General features: G+C 63.1%; 19 protein-coding genes. 2 read left to right on the top strand and 17 right to left on the bottom strand.

Annotation, left to right across the window (positions count from 1 at the left end; translation table 11 throughout):
* Window positions 1-291 precede the first annotated feature (291 nt).
* Window positions 292-627 (bottom strand): NAD(P)H-dependent oxidoreductase, encoded by a 336-nt coding sequence (locus LQ220_RS07610; RefSeq protein WP_230187705.1) that lies wholly within the window; start codon window positions 625-627, stop codon window positions 292-294.
* Between the two features lie 210 nt (window positions 628-837).
* Here LQ220_RS07610 and LQ220_RS07605 point away from each other — a divergent pair, with 210 nt between their 5' ends.
* Window positions 838-1,968, top strand: a complete 1,131-nt coding sequence (locus LQ220_RS07605) for an LLM class flavin-dependent oxidoreductase (RefSeq protein ID WP_230187704.1) — start codon at window positions 838-840, stop codon at window positions 1,966-1,968.
* 18 nt (window positions 1,969-1,986) lie between these two features.
* Complete coding sequence (locus LQ220_RS07600; protein ID WP_230187703.1) at window positions 1,987-2,145, top strand: hypothetical protein; 159 nt, start codon at window positions 1,987-1,989, stop codon at window positions 2,143-2,145.
* A gap of 75 nt (window positions 2,146-2,220) precedes the next feature.
* Here the strand turns inward: LQ220_RS07600 and LQ220_RS07595 are convergent, their stop codons facing one another.
* From LQ220_RS07595 to LQ220_RS07520, 16 genes are all read right to left on the bottom strand, one after another.
* Window positions 2,221-3,003: an SDR family oxidoreductase gene (locus LQ220_RS07595; RefSeq protein ID WP_230187702.1), complete on the bottom strand. Its 783-nt coding sequence runs from the start codon at window positions 3,001-3,003 to the stop codon at window positions 2,221-2,223.
* Between the two features lie 25 nt (window positions 3,004-3,028).
* On the bottom strand, window positions 3,029-3,805 hold the full coding sequence (locus tag LQ220_RS07590) for an SDR family oxidoreductase (RefSeq protein ID WP_230187701.1): 777 nt from the start codon (window positions 3,803-3,805) through the stop codon (window positions 3,029-3,031).
* A complete protein-coding gene (locus LQ220_RS07585; protein ID WP_230187700.1) occupies window positions 3,802-3,987 on the bottom strand; it encodes a hypothetical protein in 186 nt (61 codons plus the stop codon). The genes LQ220_RS07590 and LQ220_RS07585 overlap by 4 nt, the downstream gene beginning before the upstream one ends.
* Window positions 3,984-5,399, bottom strand: a complete 1,416-nt coding sequence (locus tag LQ220_RS07580; protein WP_230187699.1) for a hypothetical protein — start codon at window positions 5,397-5,399, stop codon at window positions 3,984-3,986. The genes LQ220_RS07585 and LQ220_RS07580 overlap by 4 nt, the downstream gene beginning before the upstream one ends.
* Window positions 5,400-5,401: 2 nt before the next feature.
* Window positions 5,402-5,821 (bottom strand): OB-fold domain-containing protein, encoded by a 420-nt coding sequence (locus tag LQ220_RS07575; protein ID WP_230187698.1) that lies wholly within the window; start codon window positions 5,819-5,821, stop codon window positions 5,402-5,404.
* A 3-nt stretch (window positions 5,822-5,824) separates the two neighbouring features.
* On the bottom strand, window positions 5,825-6,982 hold the full coding sequence (locus tag LQ220_RS07570) for an acetyl-CoA acetyltransferase (RefSeq protein WP_230187697.1): 1,158 nt from the start codon (window positions 6,980-6,982) through the stop codon (window positions 5,825-5,827).
* A 5-nt stretch (window positions 6,983-6,987) separates the two neighbouring features.
* Window positions 6,988-7,812 carry an enoyl-CoA hydratase/isomerase family protein gene (locus LQ220_RS07565; RefSeq protein ID WP_230187696.1) on the bottom strand — a complete coding sequence of 275 codons (825 nt, stop codon included), beginning with the start codon at window positions 7,810-7,812 and terminating at the stop codon, window positions 6,988-6,990.
* Window positions 7,809-9,434: a class I adenylate-forming enzyme family protein gene (locus LQ220_RS07560; protein ID WP_230187695.1), complete on the bottom strand. Its 1,626-nt coding sequence runs from the start codon at window positions 9,432-9,434 to the stop codon at window positions 7,809-7,811. The genes LQ220_RS07565 and LQ220_RS07560 overlap by 4 nt, the downstream gene beginning before the upstream one ends.
* On the bottom strand, window positions 9,421-10,479 hold the full coding sequence (locus LQ220_RS07555; protein ID WP_230187694.1) for an acyl-CoA dehydrogenase family protein: 1,059 nt from the start codon (window positions 10,477-10,479) through the stop codon (window positions 9,421-9,423). Before LQ220_RS07555 ends, LQ220_RS07560 begins: the two co-directional genes overlap by 14 nt.
* A gap of 5 nt (window positions 10,480-10,484) precedes the next feature.
* Window positions 10,485-11,648, bottom strand: a complete 1,164-nt coding sequence (locus tag LQ220_RS07550) for an acyl-CoA dehydrogenase family protein (protein ID WP_230187693.1) — start codon at window positions 11,646-11,648, stop codon at window positions 10,485-10,487.
* On the bottom strand, window positions 11,648-12,397 hold the full coding sequence (locus LQ220_RS07545) for an enoyl-CoA hydratase family protein (RefSeq protein WP_230187692.1): 750 nt from the start codon (window positions 12,395-12,397) through the stop codon (window positions 11,648-11,650). The genes LQ220_RS07550 and LQ220_RS07545 overlap by 1 nt, the downstream gene beginning before the upstream one ends.
* Window positions 12,397-13,485, bottom strand: coding sequence for a nitronate monooxygenase (locus tag LQ220_RS07540; protein WP_230187691.1), 1,089 nt, complete (start codon window positions 13,483-13,485; stop codon window positions 12,397-12,399). Before LQ220_RS07540 ends, LQ220_RS07545 begins: the two co-directional genes overlap by 1 nt.
* Window positions 13,482-14,390, bottom strand: coding sequence for an enoyl-CoA hydratase (locus tag LQ220_RS07535; RefSeq protein WP_230187792.1), 909 nt, complete (start codon window positions 14,388-14,390; stop codon window positions 13,482-13,484). Before LQ220_RS07535 ends, LQ220_RS07540 begins: the two co-directional genes overlap by 4 nt.
* 116 nt (window positions 14,391-14,506) lie before the next feature.
* Complete coding sequence (locus tag LQ220_RS07530) at window positions 14,507-15,301, bottom strand: ketoacid CoA transferase (RefSeq protein WP_230187690.1); 795 nt, start codon at window positions 15,299-15,301, stop codon at window positions 14,507-14,509.
* Between the two features lie 10 nt (window positions 15,302-15,311).
* Window positions 15,312-16,181 (bottom strand): CoA-transferase, encoded by an 870-nt coding sequence (locus LQ220_RS07525; RefSeq protein WP_230187689.1) that lies wholly within the window; start codon window positions 16,179-16,181, stop codon window positions 15,312-15,314.
* A 76-nt stretch (window positions 16,182-16,257) separates the two neighbouring features.
* The gene (locus tag LQ220_RS07520) at window positions 16,258-17,409 is read right to left on the bottom strand and encodes an amidohydrolase family protein (RefSeq protein ID WP_230187688.1); all 1,152 of its coding nucleotides are present in this window, start codon (window positions 17,407-17,409) and stop codon (window positions 16,258-16,260) included.
* Window positions 17,410-17,435 lie beyond the last annotated feature (26 nt).

Raw genomic sequence — 17,435 nt, 5'->3', positions numbered from 1 at the left:
GATGTATCCTGTAATGGCGGCAGGATTGCCGCAGCTTCGCCAGCGTCTAGCGCCGCCGCCCCGCCCCCTGCCATTGCCATTGGGCGATCAGCACCGTCACAAGCCAGCATCACCATCCATGGCGATGAATGGGGCAGGTCAGGCGGCGAGGCCCGCCTTCCGCCAGCGTGCGAAGTCCACGACTTGCTGCGCCACCAATTGGGCCCGCGCGGCGACCTTTGGATCCTGGCAGATGCCGTCACCGTCAAACAGCCGCGCCGACACGTTGACGGCGAGCCCGAAGGGCGTGGGCTAGGCACGCAAAGCATGGGCGATCGATCTCATCGCGACCAATGTGGTGCCGCAAGCCTGCCAGCCGAAAGCCGTGACGATCGATCCGAATGCCCGCCCCTCCAGAGAGGGACTGTCGTCGCGCGCCATATCCTCCAGCAGGTCCAGGATGTTCTTCACCGGCCCCGACAGGCTGCCATGATAACCGGGCGACCCGACGATCACGCCATCGCACTGGCGTATCGTATCTATGAAACAGATCTCGGCATCGGTGCGCTCGGCCCGGTCCGGATTATACATCGGCAGGGCGGCAATGAACGGGCCGTCAAACAGCGCAACCTCCTTGAGCTTCAGCACGCGGGTGCGCGCCCGTGTCCCCTATGTGACACGCGCGAATGTGGTCGAGTGCCGAAGCCTGATCGGAGCGATCGGAATAGGGCAGCGGGGACGGCAAGGGAGCGATGCTCGCACGCTAACACTCCACCGCTCAAACGGCATTTGAAACAAATGGCGGCGGCGTGGACTGTCGAAACGACAAGCTACACCCTTTTTTTTTGAGAGATAGTGATGCGTTTTTCCCTGATTTTCGAGGCTCAGATCACCGACGCATCGCCGCGCGGCGAACGACAGGTATTTGACGAACTTGTCGAGCAGGCGCTGCTTGCCGAGCAACTGGGCTTCGACGTCATTTGGAGCGTGGAGCACACATCGCTCACCCATTATGCCCATATGAGCGCACCCGAAACCTTCCTGGCGTTTATCGCTGGCAAGACCTCACGCATCGGCATCGGCCATGGCGTCGTCTGCCTGATGCCGGCGATGAACCATCCGATCAAGGTCGCCGAGCGCATCGCTACGCTCGACCTGCTTTCGAAGGGACGGGTGCATTTCGGCGTGGGCAAGGGCGGTAGCCAGCAGGAAGCGGGAGCCTATGGCTATGACCTCAAGGAACTGCAGCCACTGATCGACGAAGCCATGTATCTGATCCCCAAGATGTTTGTGCAGGAGGAAGTCGAGCATAACGGCCCGCACCTGACGATCCCTGCGCGGCCAATTCACCCCAAACCTTACCAGGACCCGCATCCGCCCATGTACATGGCGTGCACCAATCTCGACACGCTCGCGCGGGCCGGGCAGCGCGGGTTGGGCGCGCTGGTGCTCGGTTTCGGCGGGCCGGAGGAAGTGGCGAAGAAGAATAAAATCTATCGCGATGCCTGGGCATCGCGCCTGCCCGAAGATCAGGTCGGATATCGCCCGATCCAGCATTTGGCCGCGCTCTGCCCGACCATCGTGCTAGACGACGCCGACCGGGCGCGCCAGATCGGCATCAAGGGCCAGCGATACTTCTACGAATCTCTCAATTACTGGTATGGCGGTGGACCCAAGCCCGAACCCGAAACCTGGGACGACAAGCTGCTGGAGGAGGGCACCGATACAATCATCACGACCAAGCTGGCGTCGGAGACGATCACGATGGACTTGCGGCCCGACGAGGACGGTCGTCGGCCGAGCGGGGGCATCCTGAGCGCGAAAAGCGCCTATGGCAACGTTGCCGACTGTATCGACTATGTCAGTCAACTCGCCGACGCAGGGGCGGACGAAATTCTGTTCATGACCAACATGGGCACCGTGCCGCAATGGGCGCAACTGGAGACGATCCGCAAAATCGGCACGCACGTCATCCCGCATTTTCGCTGAAGCCAGGGTAGGCAAGCGATGAGCATCGTGCGCGATCCCGTGAAGCTTGGCGGCCGCACGGCGGTCATCAGCGGGGCCGTGTCAGGGATCGGGCGGGCGCTGGCGCTACAGACTGCCGGTAGCGGCATGGCGGTCGCGGCGTGCGTCGGGGAAGGATTGGCCCGGCTGGGGTCATAACTGCGCGCCCGCAGGTGACCTTTTTGCGGCCGTGGTCAAGAAACTCGGCCCCGCCTGACGCGCTGCCGCATACAATCAGATGATCGACGCGCCGCCGTCCACCGCCAGGATTTGCCCGGTGATATGCGCGCCGGCGTCCGACGCAAGCAGCAATGTCGCACCCTTCAGGTCATCGTCGCAGCCAAGCTTGCCGCGCGGCGTGTCAGCAACCAGTTCGGCGCCGTGGGTGTCGATCACATAGCCGGTGAGCTTGGACGGAAAATAGCCGGGCGCGAGCGCATTGACGGTGATACCAAGCGCCCCCCATTCTGCGGCAAGCGCGCGCGTAAAATTGACGAGGCCGCCCTTGCTGGCATTGTAGGCGATGGTACCGATCATGCGAGGATGATGACCGAGCAGCCCCTCGACCGAGGCGATGTTGACGATGCGCCCCCAGGCCGCCGGGATCATATAATCGCGCGCGATTGCCTGTGCCATGAGAAACGGGCCGGTCAGGTTGACGGCCATCAGCTTGTTCCAGCCGTCGAGAGGCATTTCCTCCGTCTTGGCGCCCCAGGATGTGCCTGCATTGTTGACCAGTATGTCGATATGGTCGCCTTTCGCCTGAAGATCCGCGACGATCTGGGCCGGGGCTTGGGGATCGCCGACATCGGCGGCGATCGCCCGCGCGGTAATGCCCAAGGCCGCCAGATGCGCCGTCGCAGCGTCAAGCTCATGCTGCTTGCGCGCCGTCAGGATAATCTTTGCACCAAATTCGCCCAGCGCCTCCGCCATGGTAAGACCGAGGCCACGCGACCCTCCGGTGACGAGCGCCGTGCGGCCTGTGAGATCGAACAAGGTCTTCAACGATGTAGACATGCAAAACCCTTTTGTCGGGGCCGGATCAGCCGGCTGTGTAGCCGCCATCGACGAATACAGTCTGGCCGGTGACGAAGGCGGATGCGGGGGAGGCAAGGAACAGCAGCGCGCCCATCAGATCCTCAGTCTCACCAAGGCGACCCAGCGGCGTGCGGCGCACGATCTGTTCGTAGAGCGCGGGCTGGGTACGGACCAGTTCGCGGTTGAGATCCGTGACAATGACAGTCGCGCCCAGCGTGTTGACGGTTACGCCGTCCGCGCCGAATTCAAACGCGCAGGCTGCGCCGAGATTGGCGAGCCCCGCCTTCGATGCGCAATAGGCGGCGCGATTGGCCATTCCGCGGCCAGACAGAATCGACCCCATGTTGATTATCCGGCCATAACCGCGACCGATCATTGGCCGCACAAAGGCCCGGATGGTGTGGAAGGCTCCGACGACATTGACGTCGAGCACCTGGCGAAAATCCTCCGGCGCGATATTCAGCAAGGCCTGCGGATTGGTGATGCCCGCATTGTTGAACAATATGTCGATCCGGCCGACCGCATCGACGGCCTGCGCAGCGGCATCCTCCATCGAGGTGGCGTCGCTAGCGTCCGCTTCGACGATGCAGGCCCGGCGGCCTGTAGTGTCGATCGCTGCCGCTGCCGCGTCCAGCTTCGTGCGATTGCGACCCACAAGCACGATATCGGCTCCTGCCTCCGCCAGCGCCAGGGCACCGGCCGATCCGAGTCCGCCGCCCCCGCCAGTCACAACCGCGACCTGACCGTCTAGCGAAAAACGCTGCAGGCCGCTCAACGTCATAGCGTCATGCCCGCGAGCGACCGCAGTTCGATCAGCGCGGCGACGCGCGCATGGAGATGCGCATATTGCCCGGCCAGCAAGGCATCCTCGCTCTCCTTGAGCCTATGGGCCAGCGTCAGCATCTCCGCCAGCAGGCGGCTCTCATGGCCTTCGTCGGCCTGCGCCATATCCTTGTCCTTCATAGCCGGTATCCGTCCTGCCGCTCATCGGTCCAGCGCCGCGCCTTATAAGCGAAGCCCTGAAACTCTGAGCGCGGCACTTCGCACACGTCGACCCACATATTGCTGCGTTCCTTGATTGCGGCGCGCACCGACTGGACCAGTTGCGCGCGGTCCTCTGCGCCGAGACCCGACTGATGCTCAGCGACCGCGATCTTCACCTCGACCTCGGTCTTCCCGTCGCGCGTATAGACCCGGCCCTTATACTCGCCGACCTGCGGGTGGGCGAAAACGGCGGCGTCGAACATCGACGGCCAGATATTGTTGCCGCGGATTTTCATCATGTCGTCGAAGCGACCGATCATGCCGCATTCGATCGCATTCCAGGCTGCGCCGCCGCATTCCTGCCAGGGCACGAAGACCGCAGCGTCACCGGTGCGGAAGCGTACGGCGGGGCTGCCCTCGACCGACAGGTTCGTCACGACCATCTCGCCCTGTTCGCCGGGCCGGACAGGAGCGCCTGTTACCGGATCGACGATCTCGATCAAATGCTCCCATTCGAACAGACGGATCAGGCCGCGCGCGCCCTTGTCGCCGAACACGCCGGCCGCTGCAGTCGATCCGCCAAAACCATTGAGCTGGGTGCTACCATAGCCCTCTTGCAACCGGCAGCCCCAGTGTTCCTCGATCTTTTCCGCCCATTCGAGGGGATAGCCCTCCGCAGCAATGAACAGGCCGTGCATGTCCGGAAAGGCTTCGCGCGGGACAATACCACGTGCCAGCAGCGTTTCGGTTAGCGTGTGGAGATAATTGGTCGATGCATAGATGAAGTGAATGCCGCCCAGTTTCAGCATCAGATCGATCTTGGCGTCGGTCGACAGGTTGCCGCCGACATGAAAGGGGGTCGCGCCCAGGATACGGATCGCCTCGCCCGGCCCCCAGCCGCCCGTGGTCATGCCGCCGGCGGGCACGCAGTTGATCGCGGTGTCGCCCTTTCGCAGCCCCGCCATATACCACGGCAGCGCATGCAGATAGCCGAGCATATGCACGTCGCGCTGGGTGCGACCGTATATCTCCTGCCCCTGCCCCGATGTGCCGCTGGTCATGCTGATATGGACGACCTCGTCGCGATCGACACCCAGACGGCGGCCGAACGGCGGCGCGTCCTTCTGGTCCTCCAGGAAATCAGCCTTGGCTGAGGTAGGAAAGGCTTTCGTGTACCTATCAAGACTGTCGATGACGCCGCCTACCAGCCCCGCCTTGTCCATTCTGTCTCGATAATAGCCGCTTTTGGCGTAAAGCCGCGCGCATAGCGCCTGCACCTTGCGCAACTGATGCGCCTCCAGTTCTTCCCGCGTGACAGCGGCAAAGCGGCGCAGCAATGGGGAAGCGGCGAACGGATCGTGCAGGGCTGGTACGATCGACGGGGCGGCCATGCTTAGCCCTCCGCAGGCCGGAACGCTGGCAGCGTGATCTCCGCCGTGACCCGGTTGAACCCGATCTCTACGGGCATGCCCGCGCGCACATCCTCAGGCGCGCAATCGACCAGATTGCCGGTCATCCGGCAGCCCTCCTCAAGGTCGATCAGCGCGACGACATAGGGCACAAGATCGGCATAGATGTCGCGCGGCACCGGATGGCGCACAACGATCCAACTGAACACCGTCCCCTTGCCGCTCGCTTGCGTCCATTCGGGTCGTTCCAGCGAGCCGGGGCAGAAAGTGACGGCCGGGAACAGATATTCGCCGCTCGACGCGCAACGCTGGAGCATCAGCTTGCCCTCGCGCATCCCGTCCCAGAAAGGCGTGCTTTCCGAATCGGGGACCGGCAGGGGCTTTGCATAAGGTTTGCTGGCCATTTTTCAGTTCCTCAGGATCATGGCGCTGCCGCAGGTCATGGCGCCCGCCGTGGTGAGGGCGATCTCCGCACCCTCGATCTGGCGCGCACCCGACTGGCCGCGCAATTGCTCGACCGCTTCGATCACATGGTTGAAGCCGTGGATGTAGGCCTCGGACAAGAGGCCGCCGTGGGTGTTCACCGGCAGCGCGCCAGCGCGCGCGATCCGGCCATCCATCACGAACGGGCCGCCCTCGCCATCCTTGCAGAAGCCGAGCCCCTCCAGCGCCATCAACACGCTGTAGGTGAAGCAGTCATAGATTTCGGCGACGTCGACATCCTCGGGCTTTATGCCCGCGCTGCCCCACAAGTCGTCGGCCAGATATTTGAAGCAATTGTGGGAATGGCTGGGCCAGCGGATCGCATCGAACAGGTCGTCGCCCTGGCTGGGGCCGCCGCCATAGGCGCCGCCCATTATGTAGACCGGCTTCTGCTTGAGGTCGCGGGCATGTTCGGCGGCGGTGATGACGACCGCACAAGCGCCGTCGCTTTCCAGGCAGATGTCGTACATGCGGAAGGGATCGACGATGAAGCGCGAGTTGTAATAGTCGTCCTTCGTCATCGGCGTACGCTGCATCGCGCGCGGATTGATCACGGCATTGTCGCGGAAGGTGGTCGCGATTTCCGCCCAATGCTCTTCAGTCGTGCCGAAGTCGATCATGTGGCGGCGTGCCCACATCGCCATCGCTTGCGGATAGGTGATCCAGCCCAGCGGCGCTGTATATTGGGTGACACCATAAGCCGACATGTCGCGCCCGCCGCCCAGGCGAAATCCCGAGCGACCGTTCATGGCGCGGAAGCAGACGACGTTCTTCGCCAGTCCCGCCTCGATCGCCGCAGTCGCCGCCAGAGTGATCAGGTTCGCGCCATTGCCGCCCGCCGCATAGTCGACCGCATAGCCGGCATTCACTATGCCCATCTCCGTCGCAACGCCCATCGCCGGGGCGCTGTCGTTGAAGTTGAAACTGACGATGCCGTCGATATCGGCGACGGTGAGGCCTGCATCCTCAATCGCCTTCAGGCAAGCCTCGGTCGCGAGGCTGCGGACGGTCCGGCCGGAGAATTTGCTGTAGTCGGTCGTGCCGATCCCAGCGATCGCATATTTGTCGCGTAGCTTGAACATGGCTATCAGTCTTTCCTGGGCGCAACAGAGTGCGGCGTGCGGTTTTTCTGGCCGAAGCGTGGAGCGCGCTTCTCCTTGAAGGCCAGCAGGCCTTCGGTGGCGTCGGCTTCAGTGGTGGCGTAGCGGTGCACGAACGCGATCTCTTGCCGCAGTCCTTCTTCATAGGGCGTGTCGAGCGTCATGTTGGCGAGCCGCTTTGCCCCGGCAAGGCCAACCGCGCTCTTGGCCGCCATGGCTGTGATCCAGTCCTTCGCCGCTTCGACTAGCTCTGCATCGGGCACGACCTTCGTCACCAGGCCCCACTTCTCCGCCGCTTTTGCATCCAGCAGTTCGCCCGTCAGGATCAGATGCTTGGCGCGCAGCAGGCCAATCGCACGCGGCAGACGCTGCGACCCGCCCGCGCCCGGAAGCTGTCCGAAATTGAGATGCCCGTCGCCGATCTTCGCACTTTCCGAGGCGATTCCCATGTCGCAGGCCAGCAGCAGTTCGATGCCGCCTGCGACGCAGACGCCGTTGACTGCTGCGATCCAGATCGCCCGCGCCCTTTCGATGCTGGTTAGCATCACGTAGAAATCGTCGAGAAATGCCTGAAATTCAGCGGGCTTCTGATAAAGCCGGATATAGCCATCGAGATCGCCACCGGCCGAGAAACTGCGCCCCTCGCCCGTCAGCAGCACGAAATTGATCGCTGGCCTCGCCTCGATCTCGGCGACCGCCGCCTTCAACTCCTTGACAGTCGACCAGTCGAGCGGATTGAGCTTGTCCGGGCGCGCCAGCGTAAGATACGCGGTGCGGTCTTCATAGACGAGCGTAATGTTGTTGTACGTCATGCCGGCACAGCCCAGCGCCGCTTGGCGTCCGCAGTGAGTTCGCCCTTGGCGACCTTGCCCCCCGAAGACCGGGGCAGATCGTCCATCAACACGAGATATTCGGGAAACCACTCGCGCGATACGCCACGATCGTGGAGATGCGCGATGATAGCTTCCAGCGTCAGCGCATGATTGGCACGCGGGGATACATAGATGCACACCCGTTCGCCAAAAACCGGATCAGGGGCCGGCACGGCAGCGACCAGCGCGACGCCGGGGTGAGTCGCGACTTCGGCCTCTATAGCGGGCGCGGAGAGATTCTTACCGCCCCGGATGATGAATTCCGATGTACGGCCGACGACACGCAGATAGTCCTCGTCATCGATTTCAACGATATCGCCCATCAACATCCATCCATCTGGCGTGAATAATTTTCCGTTCGCGGCATCATCGTCCCAATAGCCAAGGCAGGTCGCCGGACCACGGCAGGCGGGCTGCCCCCGCCCAGCAACTTCCGCGCCGGTCGCAGGATCGAACAGGCGCACGTCCATCTCGGGAATGATTTTTCCCGCCGTCGTCAGCCGCCGGTCGCGGCTGTCGCTGGCTGTGGTGCGGCTGAGCGCGCCGGTCTCGTTGGATCCATAGAATTGCAGCACTACAGCACCGGTCACTTCCTCGAACTCGGCGGCGCGGCGATAGGGCACCGCTTCGCCGCCCGTGAACATCGAGCGCAGGGACGACAAATCGCGCGGTCGTTCGGCCTGTTCGTTGAGCAGCATGATGAATTGGGTGCTGACGCAGCACAGCACCGTCACCCGCTCGCGTTCGATCATGTCGAGCGCGACGCCCGCATCGAACTTCGGCAGAACCACCGTCGGGCAACCGAGGATCGCGGGCGAGAAATGTGCGGTCCACAACCCAAAACCGAACGGCGCCGGCACGGCTCCCAGAAAAATCTCGTCGGGTCCGAACCGTCCGGCCTCGGCCGCGAGCTGATGGAAATAGAACCAGCGATTTTGCGTGTGCATCACGCATTTCGGCATGCCGGTTGTCCCCGAAGTCGAGTTGATCAGGAAAAGTCCGTCGGGGTCGGACGGAGGGAAAGGCGCATGAAACGGGCGTTCGCCCGCGCTCCAGTTGCGAAAGGCGATCAGATCGGGAATCGTCAGCCAATGTTTGAGCGTCGCGCCTTGCGCCTGCACTGCTTCGACGAGCGCCTCGATCGACTGGTCGCGCATGTATTCATGGGAGATCAGAAGTTCGGCGCCGGTGTGCTTCAGAAGGTAGCTGATTTCGGCAAGGCCCGCGCGCGCGCCGATTCCGACCGCGACCATCCCTGCGCGCTCGACCGCTAGCAACGCAGCATGCACCGTCGGCCCGTCGGGCAGGATCACCGCGACCCGCGCGCCCGGCGCAAGTCCCTTGTCCGCGATCAGCGCCGCCAGCCGGTCGGCCGCGCGGTCATAGGCGCCCCAGCCGATGCGACCCTCCGGCGTAATCCACGCCGGTTCCTCTGGCTTACTTGCGGCCAGTGCGGCGACGCGTTGCGACAGGGTGCGGTCGCTCCACCAGCCAGCGGCACGATAGCGCGCCGCTTCGGCCGGATCGGCACGCATCGCGCGGGCGACATCAAGCGACTTCATGGAGCATTTCCCGTTGGCCGGCAGCGCCGAACGTGCAGTCCGGACCGAGCTTTGCAGAGAGGACATGCGCCGCGACCCGCTGGCGGTGAAAAGCGGCGGTGCCCCAAGCCTGGCTGAGCGCGGTCGCGCGCTTCAGGAGAAAATGCACGTCGACCTCCCAACTGAAGCCCATCGCGCCATGCACCTGGACGGCAGCGTGGGTGGCGATATCGGCTGCCGCCGCGGCAGCAAGGCGCGCGTGGCTGATCCGCGCACGGTTGTGTTCAGATGCGTCCGATGCGGCGGCGGCCAGCACAACCGGCCGGGCAAATTCAATCTTGATCTGGGCGTTGGCGAGCAAGTGCTTTACCGCCTGGAACCCACCGATCGATTTGCCGAACTGCTGGCGCTCCTTCGCATAAGCAGCGGCCATGTCGACCGCCCGTTGGGCGACGCCGAGCACTTGCGCACCGCCGAACAGCGCACCGCGGTCGAGCGCTTTGTCCCAAAACACTTGCACCGCCGATCCGTGCCCGATCCGCGTAGCAGCCGACGGGGTCCAGTCGACCCGGAAGAGCCGCCGGAATGGATCGAAGCTCGGCTGGCGCACCAGAGTGACGGCGTCGCGCGGTACCAGATGGATCGCCTCGCCATCAGCCAACAACAGCGCAACGGCGCTGTCGGCGTCAGCCACGAACGGATGTGTGGGATGGCCGATGGCGACAATTTCACCTGCAATCGCGCGGGTCGCCAGTGCCGCGTCCAATTCCGCCAGCATCGGCAGGACCACACCGGCCTGCTCGACTAGTGGCTCGGGCAGCAGCCAATAGCCGCAAGCGGTGGCGATGAGCGCCATTTCGGTCGCACCGAGCGCGCTGCCTCCCAAGCTTTCGGGCGCCATTACGCCGGGCAGGCCCATGGCGACGATGGCCTCCCACCGCTGCGTATCCCGTGCCGCAGATTCATCCAACATTCGTCGGAGGTCGGCGCTGCCGCAGCTTTCGCGCAGCAGTGCCTCGACCGTTTCGGCCAGCATCTCCTGCTCCTCAGTCAGACGGAAATCCATGACCGTCAGCCCCTCGGCAAGGCGAGCATACGCTCGGCGATGATGTTGCGCTGGATTTCGTTGGCCCCAGCATAGATCGGCCCGGCGAGCGAGAAGACATAGCCGTCGAGCCAGTCGCCCAGGTTCGCCGCGCGATCCGGCGCATCGGTCGTTAGTTCGGCTTCCGCCCCCAGCAGGGCGAGCGCCGTGCGATGCAGGTCGAGGTCGAGTTCCGACCAGAAAATCTTGTTGGTGCTGGTTTCCGGCCCAATCGCGCCACCCGCCATCAGTCGGCTGGCGGTGGCGTAGATCGACAGCGCATAGGCGTCGGCGTCCATCCACGCCTGCATGACCGAGGCGGCGAGCGCCGGGTCGGCCTGATTGGCGCGGCTGCGGTAAAGATCGACCAGATTCGCAGCGGCGACCTGAAAGCGGGCGGGGCTGCGTAGCATCAATCCGCGCTCGAAGCCCGCAGTCGACATGCAGACCGACCAGCCCTCGCCTTCGCCGCCCAACCGGTTTGCGACCGGCACGCGCACGTCGTCGAGGAAGATTTCGGCGAACACCGGCTTGCCGTCCATCCGCTTGATCGGCTGGACCGTGATGCCCGGCGCGTCGAGCGAGAACAGGATCAGCGAAAGCCCTTTATGCCGCTCACTGCCCGGCGCGCGGAACAAGCCAAATGCCCAGTCGGCATGCACAGCGCGTGACGACCAAATCTTGTGCCCCGACAGGATATAATCGTCGCCTTCGCGCGTGGCGGTTGCACGGACCCCGGCAAGGTCGCTGCCAGCCGTGGGTTCCGACCAGGCCTGCGCCCAAATCTCATCGCCTGCCGCCATGGCAGGCAAGAAGCGCGCCTTCTGTTCGGAGGTGCCATATTCGATGAGCGTGGGGCCGAGTAGGAAGATGCCGTTCTGATTGACGCGCAACGGCGCGCCCGCGCGATAATACTCTTCCTCGAAGATCAGCCAGCGGATGAGGTCCAGCCCGCGCCCGCCATAGGCCTGCGGCCAGGTGACCATGCTCCAGCCACCCTTATGCAGGGTCCGTTCCCATTCCCGATGTGCTTCGAAGCCATCGCTGGTGGAATCGAAATCGGGCAACGGCGCGCGCGGCACATGGCTGTCCAGCCAATCGCGCACTTCGGCGCGAAACGCTTGCTCCACCGGGGTGTAGCGAAGGTCCATCAGTATTCCGCCGCCTTACCGGTGGCGACGAAGGCGTCGCGCGCCTTTTGGCTATCCGCATGCAGGTACATTTCGAGCGTGAAGCCCTGTTCGAAACGATAGCCCTGATCGACGTCACGCGGCTCCAATCCGTTCAGCGCCTCCTTGGCGGTCGTCAACGCCTTGCGGCTCTTCGATGCGATGACCGCGCAGAAAGCGCGCGCTTCTGCGACCAAGTGATCCGGTGCAACGACTATTTCGACGGCACCCAGCCGATGGGCCTCCGCCGCGTCGATGCGGCCCGCGGTAAAGAAGGCGGCACGGACTTTTTGCAGCGGAAACATGCGCATCAGATGACTAGCTCCGCCCATCGCGCCGCGATCGACCTCCGGCAGCGAGAAGAAAGCGCCCTCTGCCGCGATTACCACATCGGAGGCGCCACAGATTCCGATTCCCGATCCGATGATGAAGCCATGGACAGCGGTCACCACCGGCACTTCGCACGCGCGAACGGCGCGGAAGGTGCGGAAATTGCCACGATTTAGCTGCACGATGCGCTCGGGATGCGCCTGCATCTCCTTGATATCAACGCCGCCGCAAAAACCCTTCCCCTCGGCGCGGATCAGTACGCAGCGGACATCGGGATTGCGGCCCATCTGTTCGACGATATCGGGCATCTCATTCCAGCCGGTGCTGTCCAGCGCATTGACCGGCGGATGATCGAGGATGATTTCGCCGATATGGTCGGCAATATGGGTACGGATCGGCATCAGACGACCTTTCGATCGCGCGTGGCGACGGGCATAATCGCCGCCAGCCGGGCCCGCGCGTCGGCCTCTATGCTTGCGAGCAAGGTAGCTACATCGGGTAGGTCGTCGATCCGGCCAGCAACCAATCCGGTCGCCATCAGGCCATTGTCCGCGTCGCCCGCGACGACGGCACGCTGAATGAGATAAGGCGCGGCGGCGGCGCGTAGTGCCTGAGACAGGCTGAGGCCGCCATGCGCCTGCATGTCACGCGCCATCCGCAGCAGTTCGGCCCAAGATGTCTCGGCATCGCGCTTGGTAGCCAGACCTGCCAGCGCCGCGCTCCAGAGCGAGCGGATCGTTCCGCTCTTGGCGTAGCGGTCGAAGGCCTGGTTGCAGATCATGCGCTGGGGCAAGCCATCGATGTTGCGCGTCACCTGGATATCGCCCGTCTGCGCTGCCAGATACGCGCGCTTGACGGCATCGGGCACCGGGCTCTCAAGCGTCATCAGAAATCGCGTGCCCATAGCGATGCCGACGGCGCCATAAGCGAGTGCAGCGGCCAATCCGCGGCCGTCGGCGAAACCGCCCGCCGCAACGACCGGGATATCCACCGCATCCAGCACCTGCGGCAACAAAATCGTCGATGCGACCGATCCGGTGTGCCCCCCGCCCTCGCCCCCCTGCACGACGATCATATCGACGCCCAGCTTCCACATTTTGCGCGCATGGTTGACCGCGCCGACGGTGGGCGCGCACAATATGCCAGCATCACGAAAGCGCGCGATCATTCGTGCATCGGGTCCACGACCGAAGCTGACGGCGCGTATCTGATCCCGGTTGGCGATGATGCTCCCGACGATCGCATCCGCGCCGGGCTGAAACATATGGAAATTAACGCCGAACGGGCGTGCCGTGAGGTTGCGCAGGTGCGCGATCTTGTCAGCCACTTCAGCGGGCTTCATGACGGCCGCGCCCAGAAAGCCGAAACCGCCTGCCTCGACCGTCGCCGCAACCAGCGCAGGTTCGGCGATCCAGCCCATTGCAGTCTGGATGATTGGCAGGCGGCACCCCAGCGCTCGGGTCAACGGTGTGTCTAGCGGATCGGTCATGACGGCTTGCCCGATCCGGCCTCAGCCTGTTTGTTCGATGCGGCGGCGCTTTTGCCGGTGACGCCGCCCAGCGCATGTCCAGTGGTAAGGTCATTCTGCGCATGGGCGAAATGATGCATGTGGAAGACAGCGTCCATCGCCGACCGCTTGCCACGCAGATCCTCGACCTGATGGATGGCCTGCTTGGTCAGCCACATGCCGAGCGACTCCTGGCCGACCAGCTTGGCGGCCATTTCTGCAACGGCCCGCTCCAGATCGGCGCGTGGCACGACTTTATTGACCATGCCGAAGCCATAGGCGCGATCGGCGCTCATTCTTTCGCCTAGCAGCAGGAATTCTTTGGCAACGCGCGGCGGCAGTTCAAAGCCATGGGCGAAATATTCGACCCCGGGAATGCCCATTATCCGACTGACCGGATCTTGGAAAAAAGCGTCATCGGATGCAACAATCAGGTCGCAGATCCAGGCGAGCATTAGCCCGCCGGCGATGCAGGCGCCCTGCACCATAGCAATGGTCGGCTTGCTTATGTCCCGCCAGCGACGGCACATACCCAGATAGACTTCTTGCTCGCGCGTGTAGAGAAATTCGGCGGCCGGCCGCCCAACATGATCGGGCAGCAAATGCGCGCGGGAGAAACTGCGGCTGACGTCGCGGCCGGGCGTACCGATGTCGTGCCCGGCGGAAAAATGCTTGCCCGCGCCAGCCAGCACGATCGCCTTGACCTCAGGATCATCAACGGCGCGGCGAAAGGCATCGTCGAGCGCATAAGTCATTTGGCTATTCTGCGCATTGTTGAAGCGTTCACGGTTCATCGTCACCCAGGCGACGCTTTCGCGCACGGCGTACAGGACAGGCGCATCCGTCTCATAGATAATATCCGGCTTTTCCGCCGATATGCCCGCCATCGCTCGTCCCGCTTCCTTCATTTATAATATCTATCTTTATAATGTTTAGCGCAGTCAACGGCGGTAATGATAGCATCCGAGCAAGCCAGCAGTGCCGTATCGGTATCGGGCGCCTGTCAAGCGATGCGCTGCGCCGATGGATTGCCCTTGATCAGCGTCGCGCGGATATCATGAGGGTCGAGTGCACGAATAATAGAGAGCGCTTCGGGCGTCGGCAGCGCAGTGACGGGCAGGACTTCACCGCTCCAGGCGAGGTCGAATCCGCAGTTGTCGCGGACCTCTTCAATCGTCACGCCGGGATGCAATGAAATCGGCCGGATCGCATGATCGCCTCCCCCGAAATCCATCACGCACAAATTGGAGATAATCCACCGCAGTTCCAGCCCCAGCGGCTTTCGGCCATTGGCCCAGCGCTTCGGGTTATAGCCGACCGAGCAAACATGATCGACTTCGCCTGCGACAAAACTGCGCCTGTTGTGCTGCGGGATGAAATAGCTGTTGGGATGGCTGGCGCTGTTACCGGGGAAGCCGCGCGCGCCGAGCAAAGCCGCCTTGGGTCGGACGTGGTCGCCGATCACGCTGATATTGGTCTGGCCGAACCGGTCGATCTGCACCGGCGCGACAAGCGCATGGCGGCGACCGCCCCACAGATTGTCAAAGGTGCGCGCGTAGGGCGCCCAGCCCTCCACAGTCGGCGACGTATCGCGCGGCCCGAGAGGCGCAGGCGTTTCAACCAGCATATTTTCCGCGTCGGTGATCATCAGGCGAGGGTTGAAGCTGAGCTTGGCAAGGCTGGCTCCCAACCGCGGGATCGGGGTGATGCCGGTTGCCAGCCATTCGGGATCGTCGCGCCATACTTCGGCGCAGGCGACAATCAGCAGTTCGGCCAGCGTGGCGGTCGTCTCTGTCACTTGGGAACCCTCAATAGACTGGCGCGGGAATGGCGCGGATCGCGTCGGTGCCACCAACCGCAGCGAGATAGGCGGCATCGTCGACTGCGACATACTTCCGGTGATAATCGGCCCAGCCCTCGCCCTCCGCCGCCGCATAGGTACGCAGATGCGGCAGATCGAGCTGATAGTCGGGCGCCGCACTGGTCGGGTGCGCCCCGAACGGCGCCTCTGCGACGCCGGTGATCAGCGACCGCTCGACCAGATGATAACGCGCATTAGAGGGCAGGCCGAGGTCTTGCGTCGCCACGATCTGCTCGGCCGTCACGAATGTATGCGCCGCCGCCCGCGCCATCAGTTCGTCGAAAAACGGGTCCGGCGACAGGGTCAATATATTGCCCTTCTCGTCCGATCGGTGGACATGGAGCAGCGCCACGTCCGGCCGGATCGCAGGCATGGCGAGCAGAGTCTCGCCATCGTCATAGGGACTGCGGATCGTGCGGAACGCCGGATGGTCCGCGATAGCCGTGCCAATGCCGACGCGGGTGGGCAGGAACGGTAGGCGCATCGCTGCAGCGCGCAAGCCCCAATGTAGCATGCCTTCGTCCAGTTCCCACACGGGGAGCCCCGCTTGACGCGCGGCCTTGAAATACGGCTCGATCGGGATGTGATCGAGCGAGACGAACGCGAAGATCAGCTTCGCGATCTTACCACTCGCGGCGAGCATACCGACATCCGGGCCGCCGTAGCTCACGATCGTCAGATCCTTGAGATCGGAGCGCGCGATCGCGCGGATTAGCGCCATCGGCTTACGCCGTGTTGCCCAGCCGCCGATGGCGATGGTCATCCCGTCGCGCAGCTGCGCCACGATGTCATCGATCGACATGCGTTTATCGAACATGATAATCCTTCGGGTGGCCGTGGGCTGCAGCATCCCAGGATCGGGTCGCCGCAGCCGACGGGCCGGTGGTCTTGGACTATTCCGCGGCGACGAGCGCCGGGCGCCCTTCTACCTTGACATCTTCGGCGACCGGGAATTTATACAGCTTCTCGGCATTGCCATGGAGAATCGCAGCCTTCACCGGCGCGGGTACGCCCGCCATGGAAGACTGGATCGTGCGCCAGCTATAGGGATAGTCGGCGCTGATATGCGGATAGTCTGTAGACCAGAGCACGCGCTCCGGATTCATCGCATTCAGATTGTTCAGGCCGAAACTGTCGGTCATGTAACCAAAGTAGAAATGCTCGTCGATATATTCGGACGGCAGCCGCTTCAGGCCGAAATGATTCACCTTTTCCAGCCGCTGATAATTATTGTCGATCTGTTCCTTCACATAGGGAACCCAGCCAAAATCAACTTCGGCAAAAGCGACCTTCAGATCAGGGTAGCGATCAAACACGCCGTTGAAGATGAACTCGATGCAGCGGTTGGGCGCGTCGAAGAAGCGGCCATAGCCTGGGAGCTTCGCCTTGTGCGGGCTGGGCTTGTAAATGCCGAGCGCGACATGGATGTTGAAGCTGACGTCCCGCTCGTGGATCGCGGCCCACAGATAGTCATGCTCGTCTGTCATGGTGGTTGTACCGGTCGGATAGGCCTGCGCCATCACCGCGCGCATCCCGGGACGGCCAAGCACGCGATCCATTTCCTCGACCGCGACCTTCACGCCCCCGCGGTTGGGTAGATAAACCAGACCGCAGAAGCGGCTGGGATCGTAAGCGACATATTCCGAAACCCAGTCATTATAGGCGCGGACCAGCGCGAGATGAAATTCCTCGTCCTCGACCAGTGCGATGGCGGCCTGGATCGACGGTGTTGGATACATAACCTCGGCGGTGACGCCGTCGCGGTCCTGCTCCTTGACGCGCTCGGCCGGATCCCAGCCACCCTTCCGCATATCGTCGAAGCGCATCCAAGCCTTCATCTCTTCAGGCTGAAGACCGGCGCAGGCGTTCCAGCCGAAATTACGCGGGCCGTCCAGGCCTTCGAAAATCCAGCCGTCGCCCTCGGGAAAGCTCTCCATGCGCGGCGCGCGGGCCTTGAACTTTTCTGCCACCCGCTTGGTAAAAAGGTCGCCGGGTTCGTTAAAGTGGCTGTCGGCCGAGATGAGTTTGGAGCTTCCTAAAGGCATATCATATCTCCTACATTGCTATCTTT

The sequence above is a fragment of the Sphingobium sp. CECT 9361 genome (assembly GCF_918741285.1).
GTDB lineage: Bacteria > Pseudomonadota > Alphaproteobacteria > Sphingomonadales > Sphingomonadaceae > Sphingobium.
Note: the sequence above shows the minus strand (reverse complement) of the source record. Positions and strands in the feature narration are given on the sequence as shown.